A 22,218-nucleotide genomic window follows, 5' to 3' on the forward strand; every position below is an offset into this window, starting at 1 on the left:
GAACGAAGTATTCCAGCGGCTAAAGAGGGGAAACGGTAAACGTGAGATCTCTATTTGTCTGCACACAAAAGAGGGCATCAAAGCCCTCACTATATGCTGGCGGTTCCAGCTTCTTCACGGTGCTGAACAGGGCGACATCAGGCACCTGCGCGCGACCACTGCGCTGCTGATTCCGCTTCAGACAACTCTTGAGATTGGCAGTGAACCAGTAACCGATGATCTCAGCACCATACTGCTTCCCAAGCGCGATCACATCAGCGCGATCGTCTTTCGTCGGATTGGTATTATCGACAAGCGCAGAGCGCCCCTCGCGAAGTGCCTCTTCCAGCAGCACATGCTGGCGTCGCGCGGGCCGTCGATTGTTCGGGAACAGATCCTTGCTGATATAGGTCCATGTCTCTGGCTCAGGCTGAAGCACAGTACGCGCAAACGTGCTTTTCCCCGCACCCTGCAAACCAATCAGAATCACGACTTCCATACGCTCCGGCTCACAACAAAGCGCTCCTCACACTTGCGTACAGTGTCGATCCCTTCCCCATAGTAAGAGTAGGCCCACTCTTCCAGCGGTCCGATCACGCTTTGAAAGATCTCATCGGGAATCCGCCGGAGCGACGACCATTGCCGTTGAAGATATGATTCCAGTTCCTGGCGAGGCGTTGTTGCCTGCACCCAGGTAAATGAACTATCCTCCTCTGAATGCCAGCCAAGCTCTTCAAGGAAGGCATCAACTTGAGGCTTCTGTTCTAATGCCTGAAGGCTCTTCTTGCCGCCACGCTCCTCAACCATGCGCCAGAAGGTCTCGGCAATCTTGCTGATATCCGAAGGAACCGACTCATCCCAGGCACGCAGAAATACTCCGCCTGGACGCAGCACACGTAAACACTCCCGTACCGCCTGTTGCCAGCCATCAACAAGGTGGAAGACATGAATCGCGAGGAGCACATCAAACGAGCCTGACTCAAAAGGGATTGCGGTCATATCAGCAAGCGCAACTCGCAAGGCCGCTACCAGCTCAGGATGCTCATAGCGCACCACCCGGGGAATAGAGGCCACACGCTCATCTTCCAGCGTTCCCCAGGGATATGCCACAGCCTGCCAGCCACGTTGCTTCAGTTTCTGCTCCAGCCGATCGAGCATATTAGTGGAAATATCGATGCCGGTACAATAGAGTCCTTGTTCTGCCAGTGGAATAGCTACCCTGCCGGTTCCAATGCCGACTTCAAGCCATTTCTTCTGCTCGGGCTTGCCCGCGAGCCGAACAAGCTTCTGTGCGATCTGACAGGCCACTTCTTCAGGATAGCCCCGCGTCGCGTCATAGATTTGTGCCAGTGTATCAAAATTAAATGATGCCATGAGCCAGCCTTCTCCCTTTTCAACAAAAGGGGGCACAAACAGCCTGAGGCGATTTGTACCCCGCAGCGTTTCGCATTCTTTACTCGGCAAGCAACGACCGCGCGATTACCAGACGCTGGATCTGATTCGTTCCTTCATAAATCTGGGTAATCTTTGCATCGCGCATCATCCGTTCGGCGGGATACTCCTTCATGTATCCATAACCACCTAGAATCTGGATTGCATCATTCGTAACTTCCATCGCGGCATCAGAGGCAAACATCTTTGCCATCGAGGAATACTTGCTAAAGTTCTTCTCACCTCGATCAACCATCGCGGCAGCATTGTACACAAGCAAACGGGCGGCCTCAACCTTTGTTGCCATATCAGCCAGCATAAACTGAATGCCCTGATTATCGGCAATCGGATGCCCAAATTGCACACGCTGTTTGGCATAAGAGATTGCCAGCTCCAGTGCGCCCTGGGCGATCCCAAGCGCCTGCGCTCCAATGCCAATCCGGGTCCGATCCAGAGTCATCATCGCAATCTTGAAGCCTTGTCCCTCTTCACCGATCAGATTTTCGGCGGGCACCTCACAATCCTGAAAGATCAGCTCAGCCGTCTGAGAACCTTTGATCCCCATCTTATCCTCAACATGTCCAACAGAAAAACCGGGATACTCTTTCTCAACAATAAACGCGCTGATGCCGCGCGTGCCCTTCTCGCGATCGGTAATCGCAAAAACAGTGTTGACCTGGGCAAGGCCGCCATTCGTGATAAAGCGCTTTGAACCATTGAGAATATACTTATCACCCTGGCGCACAGCGACCGTCTTCATTGCAGCCGCATCGGAGCCGGAGCCGGCCTCGGTCAGACCAAAGGCCGCCAGCCACTCACCACTTGCCAGACGCGGGAAATAGGTACGCTTCTGTTTCTCGTTGCCAGCTAGCAAAATCGGCATTGAGCCAAGCTGTTGAACAGCCAGTAACAGGCCAGTAGTAGCGCAACAGCGTGAAAGCTCTTCAATAGCCATCGTAATCGCCAGTTCAGAGGACCCCAGGCCACCATACTCTTCGGGAAAAGGCATCGCCAAAATATCGTGATGAGCAAGCAGCTCTTTCATATCCCAGGGGAATTCGCCGGTGTGATCTATTTCGGCGGCACGCGGAGCAACTCGTTCCTCCGCAATCTCACGGATCGCCGCTATTAAGTCTCGTTCGTCTTCACTGACGGTTATCACAGCCATGCTCCTGTACTCCTTTCATGACGTCAGATGCGTCAACAGAAAATGCGCTCTCAGCCAGTAACACCGGCTCTTCGCACTCTCTCATGATTTCTCGAAGCAAAAGGGACTTCTTTGTTCCCTGCCTGGAATCCTTCATTCAGGAGTATATCACATTATCAGAACGGCTTCTGTCAGCAGGCTTTTCTTTCCCCGTTCGCCAGGCTATACTGAACCTATTCTATCGTTACAGGAGACCCCATATGTTACAGATTCGCTCTATTTCAGCAGAGGAAACCTACCCACTGCGCCAGCGCGTGCTTCGCCCCCATCAAGCGCTTGAAGCATGCGCCTACCCACATGATACCGATGAAACGAGCTTCCATGCAGGATGTTTTTTCGAGGATCAGTTAATAGGAATCGGTTCAATCTTTCGTGAGGCTCAAGACGGCACCACCAACCGGAATATCTGGCGGATTCGAGGGATGGCAGTCGCCCCTGAGCAGCAGGGAAAGGGCATCGGCGGGCGTATTCTTACCGCTCTGATTGCCTATGTTACCGCCCAGGGGCAGCCCGGCGAGATCTGGTGTAACGGGCGCATCACCGCCAAAGGCTTTTATGAACGCTACGGGTTTCAACAGCTCGGTGAGGTTTTCGAGCTACCTGGCATCGGTCCTCATGTCGTGATGCACCGACCAATTGAGGTGTGACCGTTAGTTGCGCCGCAAGGTCATAACGGCGGGCAGGCGATCAAACATCAGTAACCCGAGCGGTAAGCCAATCACGGTAATGCAGCACACAAAGGCTACCAGGGACCAGAGAGCTCCGAACCAGAAACCAATCAGACAATAGTACAGCGCACGTAGCAAGAAAGGATGCTGCGACACCTCTCCAGTATGCACAAACACCCCGCCGCTGGTTGCCACTACGTGCGCCTGTTGCGTCACAGGGCGCAACGTCAGCACCTGCGGCAAGCGGTTCAGCATGATCAGGCCAAACGGCAAGCCAAGAATCGTCAGACAGAGAAGGTACCCGACACAGAGCCAGAACAGCCCGAGCCACCAGCCAAGTAGCAGAAACCAGGCCGCACGCAAGAGAAATCCCGGGCCCTGCCGCGTCACCACAACCTGACTTTGTCCAAACGGATGTTGCTGCATCATAAAACTGCTCTTTCTTATTCGTATTCCTCTTTTTTATTATAAAGAAGACTTTCTCAAAAACAACAGGTACAAATCGCTACCACATACAGTCACCACTCTTCTACAAGAGATAAACGAAAGACAGACAAAGGAATAAAACGGAAGTTCCGACTGTTATATACTACGCAAGCCCGAAGAAGAAGCAGCTTCTTGCTCCCGATATTCCCCCGACTCCGAGCATGAGAACGAAAAAGATAAATGTACATCGAGGCGGATAAAGACAGGTTTTCCACTAGCCAAATAGCGATCTACATGCTATAATTATTTCAGAATAGAGTAGCGTTTTTGTGAAAAGTGGGTGCCCCCCACTTTTCTGTTTGCCAGAGGCTTTTTTTGCACACGAACAAATTGAACTAGTTTCACTGGGCACCCAGCGGGAGGAGTAAGGCACATGAGGAGCGAATTTCAGGCGGCAATTGCACAATTGATTGCCGAAAAGGGACTACCCCGCGAAGTGGTTATGGAGACCGTAGCGAACGCCCTGTTAGCGGCTTATCGCAAAAGCTTCGGTGGAGGCGAGAATGTACGCATCGAGGTTGATAAAAACGGTGAAGTCCATGTATGGGCGTCAAAGCGCGTCGTTGCCCAGGTCACAGACCCCAATGAAGAGATTTCTCTGGCAGAGGCACAGCGTTTAATCCCAAATGCAGCCCTCGGACAACTCGTCGACGTAGATTCTTCATTCATCTTCGCGCGTATCCCTACCCAGACGGCCAAACAGGTCATTTTACAACGCATTCGCGAAGCTGAGCATGAGCATCTCTACGATCAGATCAAGAACTGGGTCGGAGAGATACGCCTGGGCACGCTCACCCGAAAGGACGCTAACCGCGGTTGGGTCATCGACTTTGACCTTGATAAAGTAGATAAGGTCGAAGGCTTGATGCCAGTCAGCGAAGAGGTCCCGACAGAGCGCTACCGCCCGGGCCAGCGTATTCGCGTCTACATTTATGATGTTCGGAAGGTTCAGGGACGACTCCTGCAAATTCTGGCCTCGCGCACCCATCGAGATCTGGTACGACGTCTGTTTGAAGCCGAAGTGCCTGAGATCTACGAAGGCACTGTTGAGATTATGGCAATTGCCCGTGAGCAGGGAAGCCGCACCAAAGTGGCAGTTCATTCCCGTCAGGAAGGACTGGACCCGATCGGCGCATGCGTGGGTGTACGCGGCTCGCGCATCAATAATATTGTGCGCGAACTGAACGACGAGAAGATTGATATTATCCTGTGGGATAAAGATCCGGCAACTTTTGTAGCCAACTCGCTCAGCCCGGTGAAGCCGCTGAAGGTAGAGCTGCGCGAGTCCGATCATACTGCCATCGTCACGGTACCCGAACGTCAGCTTTCGCTGGCAATCGGAAAAGATGGGCAGAATGCTCGTCTGGCAGCCAAATTGACGGGCTGGCGGGTAGATGTTGTGAAGCCAGCCGAGGGCGAAGTCTACGAGGAACCGGTTGAGGATGAGGCGGTGACAACACGCCGTCAGCGAAGCCGTTCTCGCAGCCAGAAATAGGGAGCGGAGCAGCATGACAAAGGGGAAACAGGCAAAACCGCGGAAGCATATACCAATGCGCACCTGTGTCTCGTGCCACGAGACCAAATCGAAGCGCGAACTTCTGCGTGTTGTGCGCACGCCAGAAGGAAAGGTCGTGATCGACGCGACGGGCAAGAAGTCGGGCCGAGGCGCGTATCTGTGCGCTCGTCTCTCTTGTTGGCAACAGGCAATGAAAACCAGACGAATCGAGCAGGTTCTCAAGGTCGATAGCATCTCGGAAGAAGATAAAGCCGGGCTCAACGAGTTCATTGCGACCCTACCGAAAGAGCAAACGGTATCAACGGGCAGCACGAACTCGTAAAAAAGTACCAGAACCTCAGACAATACCACGCGAAACCTGTATACTGTGTAGTATCGGTATATCATTCAGTTGTAATACGCAAACGCTTGCAAGTGGCGGCTTTCTGCTGCCATTTGCAAAGGTTGCATCAGTATTCTATACTAAATGGGATATCTTATCCGATAGAAGATTTTACTGAGCTGGCTGCCACATTGTCTCACACCGTTCTTACACAGATAGCAATGTACCGGCATCTGGAAACAAAAGGCCGCCACTACTCGATGGTTGTTTTCTGATCGTCCCTTCTTTTCCAGCAGAACAAAGGTCGAAAAAGAACAAGGGACGTTTTCAATACGACGCTCTGACCTATCGGTCGGACAAGAATTGAAACGAAATAATGTATTGTATTATCTCTACTCTTGTTAGAGACACAGCCCCTCGTTTTACAGGGCAGTTGTATCAGCGAATGTTTGCGGAGCGATCAGCTATGATTCAATAAGCATAGCCTCTACGCCAGAGAGCGCAGACTAAAAACATGCCTGGCACTGCACCAACGAGGGTCTGTCCCCTCTCCTACAGAAAATGCTGAAGAGAAGGAAGAAGGGTGACAGACCTTTTTCATGGCTGTGAAGAGAGATTTCCGCCGCCTAAAGGCGCAGCAGATGATAGGAGGGAGTCTTCTTCATGAGAGATACGTCTGAACTCACAGAAGGCACTGAGCAGGCTAAACCGAAGACGACACAACAGACACATACCCGGAAGCCACGCGCAAGAGCCGAGAGCACAACACCAGGCAGCCAGGAACACGAGAATAAAGCACAGACGCGGCGGCGTCCTTCCAACAGTTCCCAGGGCGCGACACGCACCCAGAGTGGAAGCAAAGAAGGGCATCAGGGCACAAGCCCAACGCCTGCCCGTCCTGCACATTCAAGAGGAAGCACACACGCGCAGCGTCCTGCCACTAGCACCCACGGAGGCCATCGCGGGCAGACAACCCGAACAGCAGGAAACACTGCGACCAGTGGGCGGCCTGCACCCTCTGGGAAAACAGGCACTGCACAGCCGACTAGAGGTGCTCGCGGTGGTCAGGCAACCCAGTCGCCGACAGCCGGAACACGGACCAGTCGACCGAGTAAACCAGCCACCTCGCGTCCAGCCTCTCGCTCGAATGCAGCACATAAAGCGGCTGAACGTCGCGCCGCTCCGGTAAAGGAGAAACCCGCTGGCGGCCCGGTCACGATTCCACCACAGATTGTGGTGAAGGATCTGGCCGAGTTACTGGAGGTTACGCCGAATGAAGTCATTCGTCGTCTGATCGGTCATAGCATTTTCGCGAACATCAATCAGGTTATCGACTATGATAAGGCCGTCCTTGTCGCGCAAGAACTGGGCTTTGAGCCACAGGAGGCAAAGGTCTCTACGAATGCGGTACAGGGACGCCCCGTCGTCGCACCAGAAATCCAGAAACCCCCGATTCAGGACAAGAACGCGGTTGTCGTTCCTCCTGTCGTGACAATTATGGGACACGTCGACCACGGTAAAACAACGCTGCTGGACACAATCCGGAAGACGAAGGTTGCCGCGGGCGAAGTCGGCGGTATCACACAGCATATCGGCGCGTATCAGGTTGAGATCAACGGGAAGAAGATCACCTTCCTGGATACACCAGGCCACGAGGCCTTTACCTCGCTTCGGGCTCGCGGCGCACAGGTCGCTAATATTGCAATTATTGTCGTCGCTGCCGATGATGGCGTCATGCCACAGACACGCGAGGCAATCGACCATGCCCGCGCTGCCAATATGCCTATTATCATCGCCCTGAACAAAATCGATAAGGCGGGAGCAAACCCCGATCACGTTAAGCAGCAACTGGCCGAAATCGGCATTGTTGTTGAAGAGTACGGCGGTGAAACGGTCTGTGTTCCGGTCTCGGCCAAGAAGGGCGAAGGCATCGACGAACTGCTTGAGTACATCTTGTTGGTCGCGGAAATTCAGGATATCCAGGCCAACCCGAACAAGCTGGCAGTCGGTACCATCATTGAAGCCAAGATGGAGAAGAGCAGCGGCACATCTGCAACCGTGCTGGTCCAGGATGGCACTCTGAAAATGGGTGATCATATTGTTGTGGGCCCGATTGTTGGTAAGGTCCGTGCCATGTTCAACGATCGAGGCAAGCGCATTCAGAAAGCGCCACCGAGCACCCCGGTCAGCATTCTGGGTCTTCCCGAAGTGCCACAGGCCGGTGATCGTGTCGAAGCAATGCCCGATGAGAAGAGCGCCAAGCAGCGCGCAGCTGAAGAGGCCGAGCGCCGCAAGCAGGAGGCCAACCTGAATCAGGTCAGCCTGGATACGCTCTATCTACAGGAGGGTGCGGTCAAGGAACTGAACGTCATCCTCAAGAGTGACGTGCAGGGCTCTGCCGAGGCACTGAAGAACTCGCTCTCGAAGATCAGCAGCGAGAACCTGAAGGTCCGCTTGATCCGCGAGGGTGTCGGTAATGTGACCGAGACAGATGTCCATCTGGCGGCTGCCTCTGGCGCCATCATCATTGCCTTTAATGTGAAGACCGATGATGCAGCACAGCGTGAGGCTGCCAAAGAGGGCGTCGATATCCGCCACTACAACATCATCTATAAGATGATTGAGGATATCGAGAACGCGCTGAAGGGCATGCTTGAGCCACAGTACCGTGAGGTTATTGAGGGTCACGCCGAGATCGTGGCAACCTTTAAGGCCGGACGCAATATGCAGATTGCCGGTTGCCGTATCACCGACGGTAAAGTGACGCGCTCTTCACAGGCTCGCGTTCTTCGCAAGGGTGAGAAGGTCTACGAAGGCAAGATTGGTTCTCTTCGTCGTGGTAAAGATGATGTTCGCGAAGTTCATACCGGTTACGAATGCGGTATCGTGCTTGACGACTTCAACGCCATCGAGGTTGGCGACATCATTGAAGCCTTTACACAGGAAAAAGTCCAGCCCGGCGCATAAGCAACCGATACAATATCGTACAGAACAGAAGCGTGGAATCGAACTGATGACGGTCAGGAACATTCCACGCTGCTCGTATCATGGAGTTGAAGAGGGTCCATTATGCCAAATACACATAGACAGGAAAAACTGGCGGAACTGATTGCCGAAGAGATCAGTGATCTGTTGCGCACCCGGGTAAAGGACCCGCGCGTCGGCTTCGCCAGCATCACCCACGTAGATGTCAGCGGCGACTTACGTCAGGCCAAAATCATGGTGAGCGTTATGGGTACTCCGGAAGAACAGCAGAAAACGATCCAGGGTCTCAAGAACGCAACCGGGTTCTTGCGTCGCGAGTTGGGTTCCCGCCTCGTGCTCCGTCATGTCCCGGAACTCACCTTCAAACTCGATCACTCGATAGCAGAAGGCGCTCGGGTCCTTGCTCTGATCAACCAGATTGAACGCGAAGAGCAGGAGAAGACGCAACAATCAAAGACAGAGGAAGAATGAGTCAGCAAACCGTTCCCACAGCTACCCCATTAGATCAACAACTCAATCCAGAACTTGTGCAAAATGCAATGGCCCTGATAGAGCCAGCACAGCGGATCGCCTTACTCGCCCATGAGCACCCCGACGGCGATGCGCTCGGCTCTATTCTGGGCTTTTCTCATATACTCTCCCTGCTCGGGAAAGAATGCGTTCCTGTATGCGCCGATCCAGCCCCGCGCGCGTTTCACTTTCTTCCGGGCATCGAGAAGCTACAGACAACGCTCGGCGATGAACAATTTGATCTGGTCATTGCCCTGGACGCAGGCGAGTTCTATCGGTATGGAGCCATCTACGAACGGCACAGCGCGTTTCTTGAGCGGGCCCGCGTCCTCAACCTCGACCATCACCTGACCAGCAGTGGCTGTGGACAGGTCAACATTATCGATGTGGCCTCCGCCGCGACCGCTGAGCTGCTTGTCCTGTTCCAGCAACAGGCAGGGCTCCCCCTGAATACAGACGCGGCACAATGCCTGCTGACCGGCATCATCACAGATACCGGTTCGTTCCAGTATTCAAATGTGACTGCCCGAACGCTGGAGGCTGCCGCAGTGCTGCTGAATGCAGGCGCAGTTCCAGAAGTATCGGTGAAACCTATTTTCCGCACGCATCCCCTGGCCCAGAAGCGCCTTGAGGCCGAGGTTATCGCGAAAGCACAGGTGGCCTGTGGCGGTCGTCTGGTCTGGTCCTATATCTCGAAAGACATGCTTGAGCAGACCGGCGCGACAACCGAGATGGATAGCGGCTGTGTTGGGATGCTGCGCGATATCGAAGGCGTACAGGTTGGTGCTCTGTTCAAAGGCTACGAAGAGGGTGAAACCCGCCTGAGCCTGCGTACCTATGAGCCGGTAAACGCCGCCGATATCTGTATGCGCCTCGGAGGCGGAGGCCACGCCCGGGCCGCTGGCGCAACGATTTATAAGCCACTGGAAGAGGCCATTCCCGAGGTCGTCGCGCTCTTGAAAGAAGCCATCGGCGAAGGCGACGACGAATAGCGATCAGGAAAGAGGAGCAGCGGGCTGTCATGGATGGGATTCTTGTTATCAATAAAGCAACAGGCATGACGTCTCATGATGTTGTGGCGCGAGTACGCAGGCTTGTCAAACAGAAGCGCGTCGGACACGCTGGCACACTGGACCCGATGGCACAGGGCGTTCTGCCGCTCTGTCTGGGCCAGGCCACACGCGTCGCCGAGTACCTGAGTGAAAGCGGCAAGGCCTATGAGGCCGGGATTACATTTGGTACCGTGACCGATACCTATGATACGGAGGGGACGGTTCTCCGCACTGCCGATGCCTCTACGCTCACGCTGGAACAGATACAGGCCGCTCTCCCCCATTTCCTGGGGAAACAGCAGCAGCTTCCGCCGCGCTATTCGGCAATCAAGCTTCAAGGACAACCCGCCTATAAACTGGCGCGTGCAGGCTCCGAAGTGCAGCTACAACCTCGCCCGATCGAGATCTATCATCTGAATGTGCTTGCATGGACACCTCCTACCCTGATGCTGGCAGTTGAGTGCAGCAAGGGGACCTATATTCGCTCACTGGCTTATGATCTCGGCGAGTATCTTGGCTATGGGGCACATCTTTCCTCGCTGACCCGAACCCGCAGCGGTCCTTTCACTCTGGCCAAAAGTGTGACACTCGAAGCACTGGCCTCCGCGATAGAAGAAAACCGACTTCAGGAGTATCTGCTTCCTGCTGATAGCGCAGTGCGGCATTTTCCCGGACTGACGCTGGATGCGGAGACAGCAGAGCGTGTTCTGCATGGAAACACCTTTCGTTATCCGGCCCTCCCCCATACACAAACGCCCCTGGCACGCGTGTATGATCCAGATGGCCGCTTTATTGCACTAGCCTCCTGGAATAGTGAGCAGTGCACCTGGCAACCAGTCAAGGTATTCGTCACGGCCTGATCCCGAAATTCAAACTTTTTGTGACAACCAAACGTAATCAAGGATAAGAAGACAGCCAGAAAGAGCAGACGGCAAGCAGCACCGTCACCACGCCCGGGACTTGTGAGAGCCAGGCTTCTCCCTCTGCAAAGTTGAAACAGGATGCAGCCTCAAGCAGTCCGCTGAGCGTTGTTGAATGTCTGCTATGGCTACGATTATTGCTGACAAAAATAGCCTGTGGTACTATAGGAGTACTCTAAAGGCAACATTATTTAACACAATAGGGTACGGCATTTCCAAGAGATTCTTCTGGAAGCCACTTTGAAAATATATATGGAATATACAACAACGCTCACACAAACCGAACCTATCGTTATTACTATAGGGAACTTCGATGGTATTCATCGGGGTCACCAGTATCTTCTGCACACCCTCTGCGTCATGGCAGAACAGCTGAGCAGTAAACCGGTATTGGTTACCTTTTCACCTCACCCGCTTGAAGTCGTTCGGCCCGGCGTCCACCTCCAACTGCTCTCTACGCTTGATGAAAAGCTCGCCCTTGCCCGTGAATATGGCAAGGTTGCTGACTCAATTGTTGTTCACTTCACACCTGAAGTCGCGGCAATGACCGCCGAGGAGTTTATGGACAACCTGCGTCAGCACTTCACCATCAAGGGGCTGGTAGTCGGTGCGGATTTCCGACTCGGCCATAATCGTATGGGAGACGTTGCCTTTCTGCAACAGTACGGGCAACAGCATGAATTTGAGGTAGCTCCGGTTCCGCTCCAGGAAGATGATCAGCAGCGCATCAGCAGTACCCGCATTCGGAAGCTCATCGAAGAAGGAAATATCGTCGAGGCTAACACGCTCCTCGGACATCCATTTGAGGTAAGCGGCGTCGTTTTCCATGGAGATAAACGCGGTCGCCTCCTCGGTTTCCCGACGGCAAATGTCCGCCCTGGCGAGCAGAAATTGCTCCCGGCTGATGGAGTCTACGCCGCGTATGTCCGCGTAGTCAAAAGTACCGGTGGTGACGAAGCGGGGGCCTCCACCGTTTATAACGGAGCAGTCAATGTTGGCTTACGACCGACCTTTGACGGAAAGGTGCGCCAGGTCGAAGCGCATCTACTGGATGTTGAGCTTGATCTGTACGATAAAGAAATTCGGATCGATTTTATTGCCCGCCTGCGAGGAGAGCAGAAATTTGCAGGCATTGAAGCGCTCAAAACACAGCTCTCCACTGATATTCAGCAGGCACGGCAGATATTAACAGCCAGGAGGGTGAGCAATTGAAAGCTCGCCAGAACCCATTAAATAAATTTGAAGCGTTTATGCAACGCCTGATCGAGCGTCCGTTCGCGCGTCTCTTTCCGTCCCGTCTGGAACCGGTGGAGATTGAGCGGCGGCTTGAGCGGGCGCTGGATGACAATACGTTGCTTCAGGGCGAGGGACGTCGCCTCGCCCCGAATGTCTATGACATTTACCTGAGCATCAAAGATCACCAGCAACTCGCTCCCGGTCAGGCCATGCTGGTTCGTGACTGGCAAAATCATCTTGTCGAGTACGCGCGACGCCACCATTATACCCTGCGCACAATGCCGATTATTCGCCTGCACGCTGAAAGCTCAATGGGCCCCGGCGAGATTCGCGTTGAAGTGGAGATGGGTGACGGGCAAGGAGGTGACGGTCTGATGGCAACACAGGCCCTTTCTCCCGAACAGCTGGCTCAGATTCGTGCCGCCCTGCCACAAAACCAGTTCGGGGGCTCTTCCCCGCAACAACCGCCAGTTCCTCAATCTCCGACTCCGGCCAGCAGCCCCAATCACTATGGGCCGCCCGCGGGGAATAATCCGCCTTCTATGCCCGGGGTACAGCAGACGGCTGCGGTGCCACCCGCACGACTCACCATCCGTCTACCCCAGTCAGGCCAGCAAGTCTATCGGATCGAAAAACCGGTCGTCAATATTGGTCGCCAACTCAGTAACGATATCATTGTTGAAGATAAACGCGTCTCACGCTATCATGCTCAGGTAAAGTATCAACCCGACGGCAATTTTGCCATCTTTGACCTCGGTAGCACAAACGGTATCACGATCAATGGCATACCGAATATGCGCCAACATGTTCTGCGCAATGGTGACCGTTTTACCATCGGCAGCTATGATTTCTACTTCGAGAGAAGGTGAGACCTCCGCCCTATGGCTTTACAAATAGACTCTTTTTTATTGATATTGCGCATTTTGCTGGTTGTGCTCCTCTACCTGTTTCTGATGCAGGTAGTTATTGCGATTACGCGCGATCTCAAGAAAAATGCAGCCGCCGGTGAGGGGAGTTCGGAGCCATCCGGGCGCATCTGGGGCCATCTTGTTGTGGTGAACAGCGGCCCAACCAGTCTAATGCCCGGAACACGCTTCGCCCTTCAGCCTCAGACCAATATCGGTCGCGGCCCGACAAACACGATTCCTATTCAAGATCAGTACATTTCAGCAGAGCATACCCGCATGTGGTTCCGTAATGGCACATGGTACGTTCAGGACGCAGGTAGCGCGAACGGCACCTATGTCAACGGCCAACCGGCACGTGATCCACTCCCCGCGAAGGCCGGGGATATTATCAGCGTCGGCTACATCCAGTTTAAGCTGACCCAGTAGACCTGAGCCGCCCTTAAGGCACAGGTATTCGGGAGGATCAGGAACTCGTCCCCTCTCCTCCGCCGAGGCGCCTGAAAAAGAGCTTATGCGCGCTCCGATCCACAGAAATTCTTAGACCGATCAAAAAGCAGTGCAACAGGAAACGCTTAGCTCGTGTAGATAGAGAGGTGTAGATAGATGGCAAGTCATTCACCCGATAGACCGCGCCGCTATCGTTGGAAAGAGCTAGGATTGTTTATTATCCCTAGCCTCATTATCGTCCTTATCACAACACAATTACTTATTGCCAACTCGTTGAAAAACGCCAGTGATGCCAGTTCACCACTGACGGCGCAACAGCTTCCAACACTTGAAGGACTGATTCCGGCGCTCGGTCTGATCGGCGCCTTTGCCGTGGTTCATATCGTGCTGAATCTCTTCTTTCGGAAGGCAGATCAAGTGCTCCTTCCGCTGGCCGGACTCCTGAGCAGCATTGGTGTGCTGATGGCCACCCGCCTGGGCCCTGATCTACATAACCCGCGTCTGGGAACCAACCAGTTCTTATACGCGCTGCTTGGTTTTGGCTTGTGCTGCGCCACAGTCGCCATCTTGCGTGTACCACAAAAGCTCTCGCGCTACAAATACATCTGGGCACTGATCACGCTGGCATTGCTGCTTCCAGCACTTATCAAAGGCGTACTCGCCGGAGACGCACCATCCCGCGACACGCTCGGTCTTGGGCCCTTCAAAATCCAGCCTTCGGAGTTCGCAAAGATTGCCATTGTGATCTTCTTCGCCGCCTACCTCAGCGAGACACGCGATATTCTGGCAAAGGGCTTTATGCGGATCGGTAATCTACGTCTGCCGCCACTACGCCATCTGGGCCCACTGGTTTCCATGCTTGGCATCGCGCTGGCAATCTTCCTGGTCGTCCATGACCTCGGTCTGGCTCTGCTAATCTACAGCACTTTCCTCTGTCTGATGTATCTTGCCAGTGGCCGCCTGATGTATGTGCTGGTCAGTCTGGGAGCATTCTTCGTGCTGGGCTTTGTGGGTTATATGCTGCTAGGCTATGTGCGAAATCGCTTTGCGGTCGTTGGCTTTGATGTTGTGAACTGGGACAAATGGACACCAGAGCAGGTTGCATTCGCGGATGATCCCGGCTATCAGATCATGCAGGGACTGATCGGTCTCTGCACCGGTGGCCTCTTTGGTCAGGGGTTCGGGCTTGGTCATCCAGCGGGACGCTTCTTCATTCCGGTAGTCGAGTCGGACCTGATGCTTTCCGGTCTGGGCGAAGAAATTGGCTTGATGGGTCTCTTTGCGATCCTCGGCCTCTATCTGCTGATCATTCATCGTGGCTTCCATATCGCCATGAAGGCGCGTGACTCGTTCAGTCAGTTGCTAGCAGCCGGTTTGACGACCATCTTCGCGATTCAAACGCTGGTCATTATCGCGGGAAATCTCAAGTTGATGCCATTGACCGGTGTTCCTCTTCCCTTCTTGAGTCAGGGTGGGAGTTCACTGTTCGCAAACTATATCATTATCGGCATCTTGCTCCGCATTTCCCATAATACAGAGGTTGAAGCGGAAAGTTCATATTAGACCCCTTTTACCTCTCTATCAGATAGTTCGTGATAAACCGGGAAGGGATTTCCTCTCCCGGTTTTTCTCTTTCACGCCGGGTAATTCTTTCGATCAAGAATATATAATTTGTTGATATAATAACAGGGAAAAACGGAAAAGAGGCGCACCGTATTTATCAGAGAGGCAGGTATGAGCCATGATGAAGAGCCAGCTCCGAACAAAGTATAGAACACGGCCCGAAAAGCAAAGTGTGCTCAGGCGGTATCGCTGGACAGAGCTGAGTCTGTTCATTCTTCCCGCCCTTATTCTGCTGCTGATCATGACACAGCTTTTTATCGCGAACAACGTGATCGAGCATATTGACCCACGTTCAGCTTATAACCCGAAGATCCTCCCGACCGTGCAGGGCCTGATTCCAGCGCTCGGTCTGATCGTCGCCTTTTTTGTGATGCATATTCTGCTCACCATCTTCTTCCCAAAAGCGGATCAGTTTCTGTTGCCACTGGTCAGCCTGCTCAGCGGTATCGGCGTCATGATGGTTACCCGTATCGGGCGCGATCAGGGCTTTGATCTTGGGAGCAAGCAACTTGTCTGGGTTCTGCTTGGCCTGATTGCGTGTGGCTTGACGATGATCGCGCTTCGCTATCTGCCCCGGTTCTCGCGCTACAAGTATACCTGGATTGTATTAAGCTTTATCGCGCTTGCCCCTGCCGTTATTAAGAGTATCATGGACTCCGATGCAGGCCCGGCTCGTGATGCGCTGCGCTTTGGACCATTTAATCTTCAGCCTTCCGAGTTCGCGAAAATCACTATTGTGATCTTCTTTGCTGCCTACCTCAGCGAGAACCGAGAGATTATCGCGAAAGGATATATGAAACTGGGACGGCTGCATCTCCCACCGCTGCGCCATCTGGGCCCGCTGGTGATGATGCTTGGCCTGGCACTGCTGATCTTCCTGATGGTCCATGATCTCGGCCTGGCGTTGCTGATCTACTGTACCTTTCTCTGCCTGATGTACCTTGCCAGCGGTCGCCTGCTTTATACCGTTGTCAGCCTGCTCCTGTTTGTTGGAATGGCAATCATCAGCTATAACCTGTTCGGCTACGTCCAGAACCGCTTTCGGACGGTGACATTCGATATTGTACACTGGCAAAACTGGACACCCGCTCAGCAATACTATGCGGAAAACCAGGGTCAACAAATCTTACAGGCTGTGATGGCTATTGCCAGCGGAGGACTACTCGGCTCGGGGATCGGGCTCGGGCATCCGACCTATGTGCCGGTCGTTGAGTCTGACATGATCTTTACCGGGATCGGAGAAGAGATCGGTCTGATTGGCCTGTTCGCGCTTATCTGCCTGTATGCGCTGATTATGTATCGGGGCTTTCGCATCGCTATTACGGCACGAGACCCTTTTATGCAGCTCCTCGCCGGGGGCCTGACCAGTATTTTCGCGATTCAGACACTGGTTATTACGCTAGGTAATATCAAGCTACTGCCATTAACCGGAATCCCGCTCCCATTCCTTAGCTATGGAGGAAGCTCAATACTCGCAAACTACATCATTATCGGTATTCTCTTACGTATTTCTCATGATACCGAGATGGAAAAAGAAACTGTCTACTAGCAGTTTAGCGAACATTCTGCTTTCTTGTATATCAATACTGCTCATGCTATACTGCCCATATATTGGCCCCGTGTATAATAAAGGTAGTATTATTGAACGAGAGAGACGGTATGGGACAATACAGGCAATGGTTATATTACCGAGAAAATAAACGACGTCTTCAAAACGAATTGACACAGCGCGAGCAGGAGCTAGCCCAGCTTCAGGCCCAGGCAGCCCGCTTACAGCGCTCCCTTTCACTGGAAGACAATGCTATTATCCGGGCGCTGACCGAACATGCCACCGAAGCGCAGAAGCAGTCAGCACCCGCCTCATATCCTTCAGCCCGAGAGGTTACCTCGCCCTCCTTACAGGCCGTAGCCGTTGGCTCAACGCCTCAGGGGAGCACGCCAGAAAAACCCTATTTTGCAGAGCAACAAACAGCGCCGCAGGTAGCCCTCCCCTGGTGGATTCGCAATCTCGCTTCTACAGATATGCCCATAGATCAGCAAAGCGACCGGGTAAACCGGCTCGTTGAGCGATGGGCACAGCGCTGGCACCGCCAGTCAGAGCAATCACAGGATAAGAGGGAGAATTAGGATGCGCCCGGTAGAGAAGCAAACAACCGTACATTATTTTCCCGCTCACATTGAGGCGCTCTATGCTCGCTTGGGTGAACATGATGTCGAGCAGTTCTACCAGGGGTACAAGCTCTGGAAAATCCAGCAGCAAATTATCGCCCTGCAAACAGAGTTGACCGCGCTCAATAACGAACTGAAAACCAACGAAGAACAGACGCAGAGAGTTCAGCCATCACCAATCGCGCTCGCCGCGCTGGCACGCCTTCAAGCCAGTGGCGTGCATGATCTCGACCTGCTTGACCGCATGCTTTCACGTGGCGATATCTGGCTTGATCACACTATGCAGTTGCTTGAACGGTGTGAGTCGCTCGACCTCATTCAAGGTGACTATACGACGTGGTGCGAGAATGCCCTTGATGGCGCATACAACTGGCTTGACTCGATTCAGGAAGGTCAGCGCCCGCCAGAAGCCGCCGAAGAGGAAAGCGCTATTACCGAAGAGATGCTGCTGCAAAAGCTCACCAACGACGATGAGGGAGAATTGCCAACTCACACAGAGAAACCCTCACAGCCCGAGCAGGTCGTTGAAGAGCAGCCCACCATTGGGGTTGTTTACAATGAGGCCGCGCGGGCCGAAGAGAAACAACTACCATCCCTTGAGGCCCTTCATCATGTACCAGAGCAGGTCGCTGAAGAGCAGCCCATACAGGCAGGCATTGGTGATGTACCCGAGGAAGCCAAAGAGGAACAACCACCATCTCCCAAGAGCACGCTGTCTGCTGAGCAAGCCGAAGATCAACAGTCCACGCAGGCAGGCATCCACAACGTGTCTGAGCAGCCTGCTGAGGAACAACCCGCTATCGACGGTCCAATCACCGAGCCTCAAGAGACACCCGAGACAGCAGAAAAAGAAGAGCTCGTTCCTGTTGTTCAGACCAACTCACAGGGCGAAACACCGACCCTTGTCGCAGAGCCGGAAGAGAGCACACAGAAGCGCAAGCAGCCCATTACAGAGAAGATCAGCAGTGTGCGCCTGCCAGAAGAGGGAAGAGTCACCATTTCGGCGAATGTTCCAGAAACACCGCTGCCCGAGCAACAGCCCACAGAGGAGACGGATGAGCCCCGTGAGCAAGAAGGGACGACACAAAAGAAACCAGCAGATGAGCCCCATGAGAAAGAGAAGACGACACAGGAGACTACCATCAACGAGAGTAGCCAACAGGAGAAGCCAGACAGGAAGACCCAGGAAGATTCTCACGACATAGAACACCAGAATATCTTCAAACGCTTCCTGGGGCAACTCTGGCGTAGATAGAGCCTCCTACCCACATTTCAGTTTTTCATCGGCTTAATCAAACGAGGCATCGATGTCATTGGCTGTCTCTGGGCCTGTCCCGGTATGGTTCCCTGTTGCTGTGAGAGCGGGGCTTGCGGCTGCATCATCTGCTGCGCCAGTTGCGTCGCAGCTAGCTGCTTCTCCATCTCTGAAACACGTTTCTGCAAGCGCTCATTCTCTTTTTGCAGGCGTGCGATTTCGCGCTTGTCCCGCTTGCCAGCAGCGACATCAACCAGATAGAGCAGGATAGCCCCGATAAGAAAGGTAGCGATAAAGATGATCCCCACCGGCAAAGAGAGCTGAAGACTAAAAAAACTCAGGGTAACCTGATCAAGATTCTGGACACTGAACATGGCAACCAATGCGCCGATTAAGCCCAGAATTACCAGCATGAGGTAGATCATTTCAACCTCCTTGCGCCATTAATATCACATATTATAATGTATCTATCTTCCACCATAAACCTGTATAGACTATTTGATCTATTGCTACGCATTGCAGCCTCATTCTCTTAACCAGGCCTACGCAAATTGACTCTCGGAGGAAGAACCTCTATACTACAATCTGTGCCTGGAGGAGGTTCTATGGTCTTATTCGGAGAGTTTGCAAACGATACACCCAATCATAGCCCGGTTCGCGCTCAATATCTGAAGATCAAAAGTCAGCATCCCGATGCGATCCTTTTTTTTCGCATGGGAGACTTCTATGAAATGTTCGACGATGATGCGGAGATCGTCGCCCGCGAACTGGAAATAGCGCTCACCCGTCGTGATTTTGGTCGGGGACAAAAGTCGCCAATGGCCGGCGTCCCCCATCATGCCGCCGACGGCTATATCGCGCGTCTGGTCGGTAAAGGCTACCGCGTTGCAGTCTGCGAGCAGACCAGTGACCCCGCTCTTTCGCGTGGCCTGGTCGATCGCGAGGTTGTCCGCGTTGTCACACCGGGAACAGTCATTGACCCAACAATGCTGGCCGCGAAACGGAACAATTTCCTTGCAGCGGTTGTGCTTGGACGTAACGCCGTTGGGATTGCATATATTGATATCACGACCGGTGAGTTCGCCGTGACACAGTTTAACACACCTGAACCAGAGCTTGCCATTCAACAGGAAATCTCACGTGTTGGACCGGCGGAAGTGCTGGTTGAGGCCAACTATAGCCGCCTGGGAAGCCGCAAGAAGCGCTGGCTGGCAACCGTTCTGAGCGAGAAACAGGTCACCAAGCTCGGCAGTAATGGCGATCCTAACGCCACTATACCAGAACTGGATGAGGACGACGACGAGGACGATTACGCTCCACTGGTCAAGCTGCTAAACGGGCTAGCCGGGCATATCACGCCCTACGACTCCCGATATTTTGCCGAAGACGATGCGCGCCATCGCCTGCTCAAACAGTTTGATGTCAGTTCACTTGAGGGCTTCGGCTGCGATCAACTGCCCCTGGCCATTCGCGCTGCCGGAGCCGTTCTGGCTTATGTACAGGAAACGCAAAAGGGGCTACTCCAACAACTGACCTCGCTGGAAACCTACTCTACCAGTAGCTTTATGACGCTTGATCCCTACACCCGGCGCAATCTGGAACTCTTCGAGACGGGACGCAGTGGCACAACGAAAGGCTCGCTGCTCTGGGTATTGGATAAAACACGTACCCCGATGGGAGGACGTCTGTTGCGCCGCTGGCTCGGTCAACCGCTGCTGAATATTCAGGAAATTCAGACGCGCCAGGAAACGGTACAGGTTCTCTTACAGGATACCCTGCTTCAGGCACAGCTCGGTGAAGCGCTGAAGAAAGCGGGCGACCTCGAGCGCCTGATTAACCGGGTCCGTCAACGTATTGCCTCGCCCCGGGATCTGGTAGCGCTGGCAAATGGACTCCGCGCCGCCTCCGAGGTGCGCCACTGTCTGGCCGAAAGCAGCAGCGCAACGGTTGCCGCACTGCAAGGGATCATGCAGCGGCTCTCTGACAACGGAGACATCATCGAGCTGATCGAACACGCCATCGTCGAAGATCCGCCGGTCAGCATTACCGAGGGCGGTATTATCCGCGCTGGCTTCAGTCCCGAACTGGACAAGCTACGCGACGCCTCGGTCAACGGCCGCCGCTGGCTCTCCGAGTTAGAACAGCGCGAACGAAAGCGCACCGGTATTACCAACCTCAAGGTTGGTTTCAACAAAGCGTATGGCTACTTTATCGAGGTCACCAAGTCGAACCTTGACCGTGTCCCGGCCGACTACCAGCGCCGCCAGACCCTGACCAACTGCGAGCGTTATATCACGTCAGAGCTCAAAGAGCAGGAGGCGCTGATCCTGAACGCGCAGGAACGCATCAACAGAATGGAGAATGAGTTCTTCGTGCAACTGCGTTCAGATATCGCGGTTCACGCCTCCGAGCGCATTCTAGACACCGCGCACGCCGTCGCAGAACTTGATGTCTATTTGAGTCTGGCCGAGATCGCTGCGAAAAATAACTATTGTCGCCCGATTATCGACGAGAGCGATACCATTCATATCGTCGCTGGTCGTCACCCGGTAGTGGAACAGACACAATCGGATACAGCGTTTATTCCCAATGATACCGATCTCTCGATCAGTGAGGGCCAGATAGCCATTATTACAGGCCCCAATATGGCCGGTAAATCGACCTATCTGCGCCAGGTCGCATTGATTACCCTGCTGGCCCAGATTGGCAGCTTTGTGCCCGCAGAATCGGCCCGTATCGGCATTGTTGATCGCATCTTTACTCGTATTGGTGCCCAGGACGATCTGGCAACCGGCCAGAGCACCTTTATGGTTGAGATGGTGGAAACCGCCAATATATTGCACCATGCCACACAGCGCAGCCTGATTATTCTGGACGAGATCGGGCGCGGCACCAGTACGTATGACGGACTGGCGATTGCACGGGCCGTCGTTGAATATCTGCATAACAACAGGCGAAGCGGCGCTCGCACCCTCTTCGCAACGCACTATCATGAGCTTGTGGAGGTCTCACGCATTCTGCCACGGGTTCGCTGTCTCAATGTCGCAGTGGCCGAAGAAGAGGGCAAAGTCATCTTTCTGCGCAAGATCGTACCCGGAGGCGCCGACCGCAGCTATGGCATCCATGTCGCTCAGCTAGCGGGCCTCCCCCGCCCCGTGATCCACCGGGCAGAAGAGATCCTGGCAGAGCTTGAGCAAAAAGGGGACGCCAAAAGCCGTCGCAAGGCCATGCGCGATCTCACCATGCCCCAGGCGTGGCAGATGACGCTCTTTGCGCCCGAAACCCATCCGGTCGTTGAAGAACTCAAAAATCTTGCAATCGATGAACTGACACCCATTGAAGCGATCAGTAAGCTTTATGAGCTTCAACAAAAAGCCAATAAAGAACATGCATAGGAGCATTTCGGGGACTCGATTACCACAATTATCGAGTCCCTTTTTTCAATCCTTTGAAGACAAGCCGCTACACCTCTCACAAACGCATCACAAACTGGCTTCCGGGGCG

At 53.7% G+C, this 22,218-nt stretch carries 20 protein-coding genes; 15 read left to right on the plus strand and 5 right to left on the minus strand.

Going from position 1 to position 22,218, the window contains the following annotated elements; translation table 11 throughout:
* Window positions 1-19: 19 nt before the first annotated feature.
* From EI42_RS02890 to EI42_RS02900, 3 genes are all read right to left on the minus strand, one after another.
* Window positions 20-478: an ATP-binding protein gene (locus EI42_RS02890; RefSeq protein ID WP_111318625.1), complete on the minus strand. Its 459-nt coding sequence runs from the start codon at window positions 476-478 to the stop codon at window positions 20-22.
* Window positions 466-1,353, minus strand: a complete 888-nt coding sequence (locus EI42_RS02895; RefSeq protein WP_111318627.1) for a class I SAM-dependent methyltransferase — start codon at window positions 1,351-1,353, stop codon at window positions 466-468. The genes EI42_RS02890 and EI42_RS02895 overlap by 13 nt, the downstream gene beginning before the upstream one ends.
* Before the next feature lie 79 nt (window positions 1,354-1,432).
* Entirely contained in the window at window positions 1,433-2,578 is a 1,146-nt protein-coding gene (locus EI42_RS02900) for an acyl-CoA dehydrogenase (RefSeq protein WP_111318629.1), read from the minus strand.
* 239 nt (window positions 2,579-2,817) lie between these two features.
* Between EI42_RS02900 and EI42_RS02905 the strand changes: the two genes are divergently transcribed.
* Complete coding sequence (locus tag EI42_RS02905; protein ID WP_170142306.1) at window positions 2,818-3,264, plus strand: GNAT family N-acetyltransferase; 447 nt, start codon at window positions 2,818-2,820, stop codon at window positions 3,262-3,264.
* 3 nt (window positions 3,265-3,267) lie between these two features.
* On the opposite strand, the gene EI42_RS02910 is transcribed toward EI42_RS02905, so the two are convergent.
* On the minus strand, window positions 3,268-3,714 hold the full coding sequence (locus EI42_RS02910; protein WP_211326004.1) for a YccF domain-containing protein: 447 nt from the start codon (window positions 3,712-3,714) through the stop codon (window positions 3,268-3,270).
* A gap of 430 nt (window positions 3,715-4,144) precedes the next feature.
* Here EI42_RS02910 and nusA point away from each other — a divergent pair, with 430 nt between their 5' ends.
* The 13 genes from nusA to EI42_RS02975 all read left to right on the plus strand — a co-directional run bounded on the left by nusA (window position 4,145) and on the right by EI42_RS02975 (window position 18,714).
* The gene (gene nusA / locus EI42_RS02915) at window positions 4,145-5,266 is read left to right on the plus strand and encodes a transcription termination factor NusA (protein ID WP_111318633.1); all 1,122 of its coding nucleotides are present in this window, start codon (window positions 4,145-4,147) and stop codon (window positions 5,264-5,266) included.
* Between the two features lie 13 nt (window positions 5,267-5,279).
* On the plus strand, window positions 5,280-5,609 hold the full coding sequence (gene rnpM / locus EI42_RS02920; RefSeq protein WP_111318635.1) for an RNase P modulator RnpM: 330 nt from the start codon (window positions 5,280-5,282) through the stop codon (window positions 5,607-5,609).
* 663 nt (window positions 5,610-6,272) lie between these two features.
* Window positions 6,273-8,576, plus strand: coding sequence for a translation initiation factor IF-2 (infB, locus tag EI42_RS02925; RefSeq protein WP_111318637.1), 2,304 nt, complete (start codon window positions 6,273-6,275; stop codon window positions 8,574-8,576).
* A gap of 102 nt (window positions 8,577-8,678) precedes the next feature.
* Complete coding sequence (gene rbfA, locus EI42_RS02930; RefSeq protein ID WP_111318639.1) at window positions 8,679-9,065, plus strand: 30S ribosome-binding factor RbfA; 387 nt, start codon at window positions 8,679-8,681, stop codon at window positions 9,063-9,065.
* A complete protein-coding gene (locus EI42_RS02935) occupies window positions 9,062-10,096 on the plus strand; it encodes a DHH family phosphoesterase (protein WP_111318641.1) in 1,035 nt (344 codons plus the stop codon). The genes rbfA and EI42_RS02935 overlap by 4 nt, the downstream gene beginning before the upstream one ends.
* A gap of 29 nt (window positions 10,097-10,125) precedes the next feature.
* Window positions 10,126-11,016: a tRNA pseudouridine(55) synthase TruB gene (gene truB, locus EI42_RS02940; protein ID WP_111318643.1), complete on the plus strand. Its 891-nt coding sequence runs from the start codon at window positions 10,126-10,128 to the stop codon at window positions 11,014-11,016.
* 312 nt (window positions 11,017-11,328) lie between these two features.
* Entirely contained in the window at window positions 11,329-12,288 is a 960-nt protein-coding gene (locus tag EI42_RS02945) for a bifunctional riboflavin kinase/FAD synthetase (protein ID WP_111318645.1), read from the plus strand.
* Window positions 12,285-13,181, plus strand: coding sequence for an FHA domain-containing protein (locus EI42_RS02950; RefSeq protein WP_111318647.1), 897 nt, complete (start codon window positions 12,285-12,287; stop codon window positions 13,179-13,181). Before EI42_RS02945 ends, EI42_RS02950 begins: the two co-directional genes overlap by 4 nt.
* 12 nt (window positions 13,182-13,193) lie before the next feature.
* On the plus strand, window positions 13,194-13,646 hold the full coding sequence (locus tag EI42_RS02955; RefSeq protein WP_111318649.1) for an FHA domain-containing protein: 453 nt from the start codon (window positions 13,194-13,196) through the stop codon (window positions 13,644-13,646).
* Window positions 13,647-13,823: 177 nt separating this feature from the next.
* The gene (locus EI42_RS02960) at window positions 13,824-15,230 is read left to right on the plus strand and encodes an FtsW/RodA/SpoVE family cell cycle protein (protein ID WP_111318651.1); all 1,407 of its coding nucleotides are present in this window, start codon (window positions 13,824-13,826) and stop codon (window positions 15,228-15,230) included.
* 178 nt (window positions 15,231-15,408) lie between these two features.
* Window positions 15,409-16,839, plus strand: coding sequence for an FtsW/RodA/SpoVE family cell cycle protein (locus tag EI42_RS02965; protein WP_246046310.1), 1,431 nt, complete (start codon window positions 15,409-15,411; stop codon window positions 16,837-16,839).
* Window positions 16,840-16,949: 110 nt separating this feature from the next.
* Window positions 16,950-17,417, plus strand: coding sequence for a hypothetical protein (locus EI42_RS02970; RefSeq protein WP_111318652.1), 468 nt, complete (start codon window positions 16,950-16,952; stop codon window positions 17,415-17,417).
* 1 nt (window position 17,418) lies between these two features.
* Window positions 17,419-18,714, plus strand: coding sequence for a hypothetical protein (locus EI42_RS02975; protein ID WP_111318654.1), 1,296 nt, complete (start codon window positions 17,419-17,421; stop codon window positions 18,712-18,714).
* Between the two features lie 17 nt (window positions 18,715-18,731).
* Here EI42_RS02975 and EI42_RS02980 read toward each other — a convergent pair whose 3' ends face one another.
* Window positions 18,732-19,139: a LapA family protein gene (locus tag EI42_RS02980; RefSeq protein ID WP_111318656.1), complete on the minus strand. Its 408-nt coding sequence runs from the start codon at window positions 19,137-19,139 to the stop codon at window positions 18,732-18,734.
* A 180-nt stretch (window positions 19,140-19,319) separates the two neighbouring features.
* Here EI42_RS02980 and mutS point away from each other — a divergent pair, with 180 nt between their 5' ends.
* Window positions 19,320-22,109: a DNA mismatch repair protein MutS gene (gene mutS / locus EI42_RS02985; protein WP_111318658.1), complete on the plus strand. Its 2,790-nt coding sequence runs from the start codon at window positions 19,320-19,322 to the stop codon at window positions 22,107-22,109.
* Window positions 22,110-22,218: the final 109 nt, after the last annotated feature.

Source organism: Thermosporothrix hazakensis (genome assembly GCF_003253565.1).
Taxonomy (GTDB): Bacteria; Chloroflexota; Ktedonobacteria; order Ktedonobacterales; family Ktedonobacteraceae; genus Thermosporothrix; species Thermosporothrix hazakensis.

Excerpts from the sequence above, each read along its gene's own strand:
- mutS (WP_111318658.1), top strand. The coding sequence starts at position 19,320 with ATGGTCTTATTCGGAGAGTTTGCAAACGATACACCCAATCATAGCCCG.
- EI42_RS02945 (WP_111318645.1), top strand. The coding sequence starts at position 11,329 with ATGGAATATACAACAACGCTCACACAAACCGAACCTATCGTTATTACT.
- EI42_RS02910 (WP_211326004.1), bottom strand. The coding sequence starts at position 3,714 with ATGATGCAGCAACATCCGTTTGGACAAAGTCAGGTTGTGGTGACGCGG.
- truB (WP_111318643.1), top strand. The coding sequence starts at position 10,126 with ATGGATGGGATTCTTGTTATCAATAAAGCAACAGGCATGACGTCTCAT.
- EI42_RS02960 (WP_111318651.1), top strand. The coding sequence starts at position 13,824 with ATGGCAAGTCATTCACCCGATAGACCGCGCCGCTATCGTTGGAAAGAG.
- EI42_RS02890 (WP_111318625.1), bottom strand. The coding sequence starts at position 478 with ATGGAAGTCGTGATTCTGATTGGTTTGCAGGGTGCGGGGAAAAGCACG.
- EI42_RS02965 (WP_246046310.1), top strand. The coding sequence starts at position 15,409 with ATGATGAAGAGCCAGCTCCGAACAAAGTATAGAACACGGCCCGAAAAG.
- EI42_RS02935 (WP_111318641.1), top strand. The coding sequence starts at position 9,062 with ATGAGTCAGCAAACCGTTCCCACAGCTACCCCATTAGATCAACAACTC.
- EI42_RS02970 (WP_111318652.1), top strand. The coding sequence starts at position 16,950 with ATGGGACAATACAGGCAATGGTTATATTACCGAGAAAATAAACGACGT.
- infB (WP_111318637.1), top strand. The coding sequence starts at position 6,273 with ATGAGAGATACGTCTGAACTCACAGAAGGCACTGAGCAGGCTAAACCG.
- nusA (WP_111318633.1), top strand. The coding sequence starts at position 4,145 with ATGAGGAGCGAATTTCAGGCGGCAATTGCACAATTGATTGCCGAAAAG.
- EI42_RS02905 (WP_170142306.1), top strand. The coding sequence starts at position 2,818 with ATGTTACAGATTCGCTCTATTTCAGCAGAGGAAACCTACCCACTGCGC.
- EI42_RS02895 (WP_111318627.1), bottom strand. The coding sequence starts at position 1,353 with ATGGCATCATTTAATTTTGATACACTGGCACAAATCTATGACGCGACG.
- rnpM (WP_111318635.1), top strand. The coding sequence starts at position 5,280 with ATGACAAAGGGGAAACAGGCAAAACCGCGGAAGCATATACCAATGCGC.
- rbfA (WP_111318639.1), top strand. The coding sequence starts at position 8,679 with ATGCCAAATACACATAGACAGGAAAAACTGGCGGAACTGATTGCCGAA.
- EI42_RS02980 (WP_111318656.1), bottom strand. The coding sequence starts at position 19,139 with ATGATCTACCTCATGCTGGTAATTCTGGGCTTAATCGGCGCATTGGTT.
- EI42_RS02975 (WP_111318654.1), top strand. The coding sequence starts at position 17,419 with ATGCGCCCGGTAGAGAAGCAAACAACCGTACATTATTTTCCCGCTCAC.
- EI42_RS02900 (WP_111318629.1), bottom strand. The coding sequence starts at position 2,578 with ATGGCTGTGATAACCGTCAGTGAAGACGAACGAGACTTAATAGCGGCG.
- EI42_RS02955 (WP_111318649.1), top strand. The coding sequence starts at position 13,194 with ATGGCTTTACAAATAGACTCTTTTTTATTGATATTGCGCATTTTGCTG.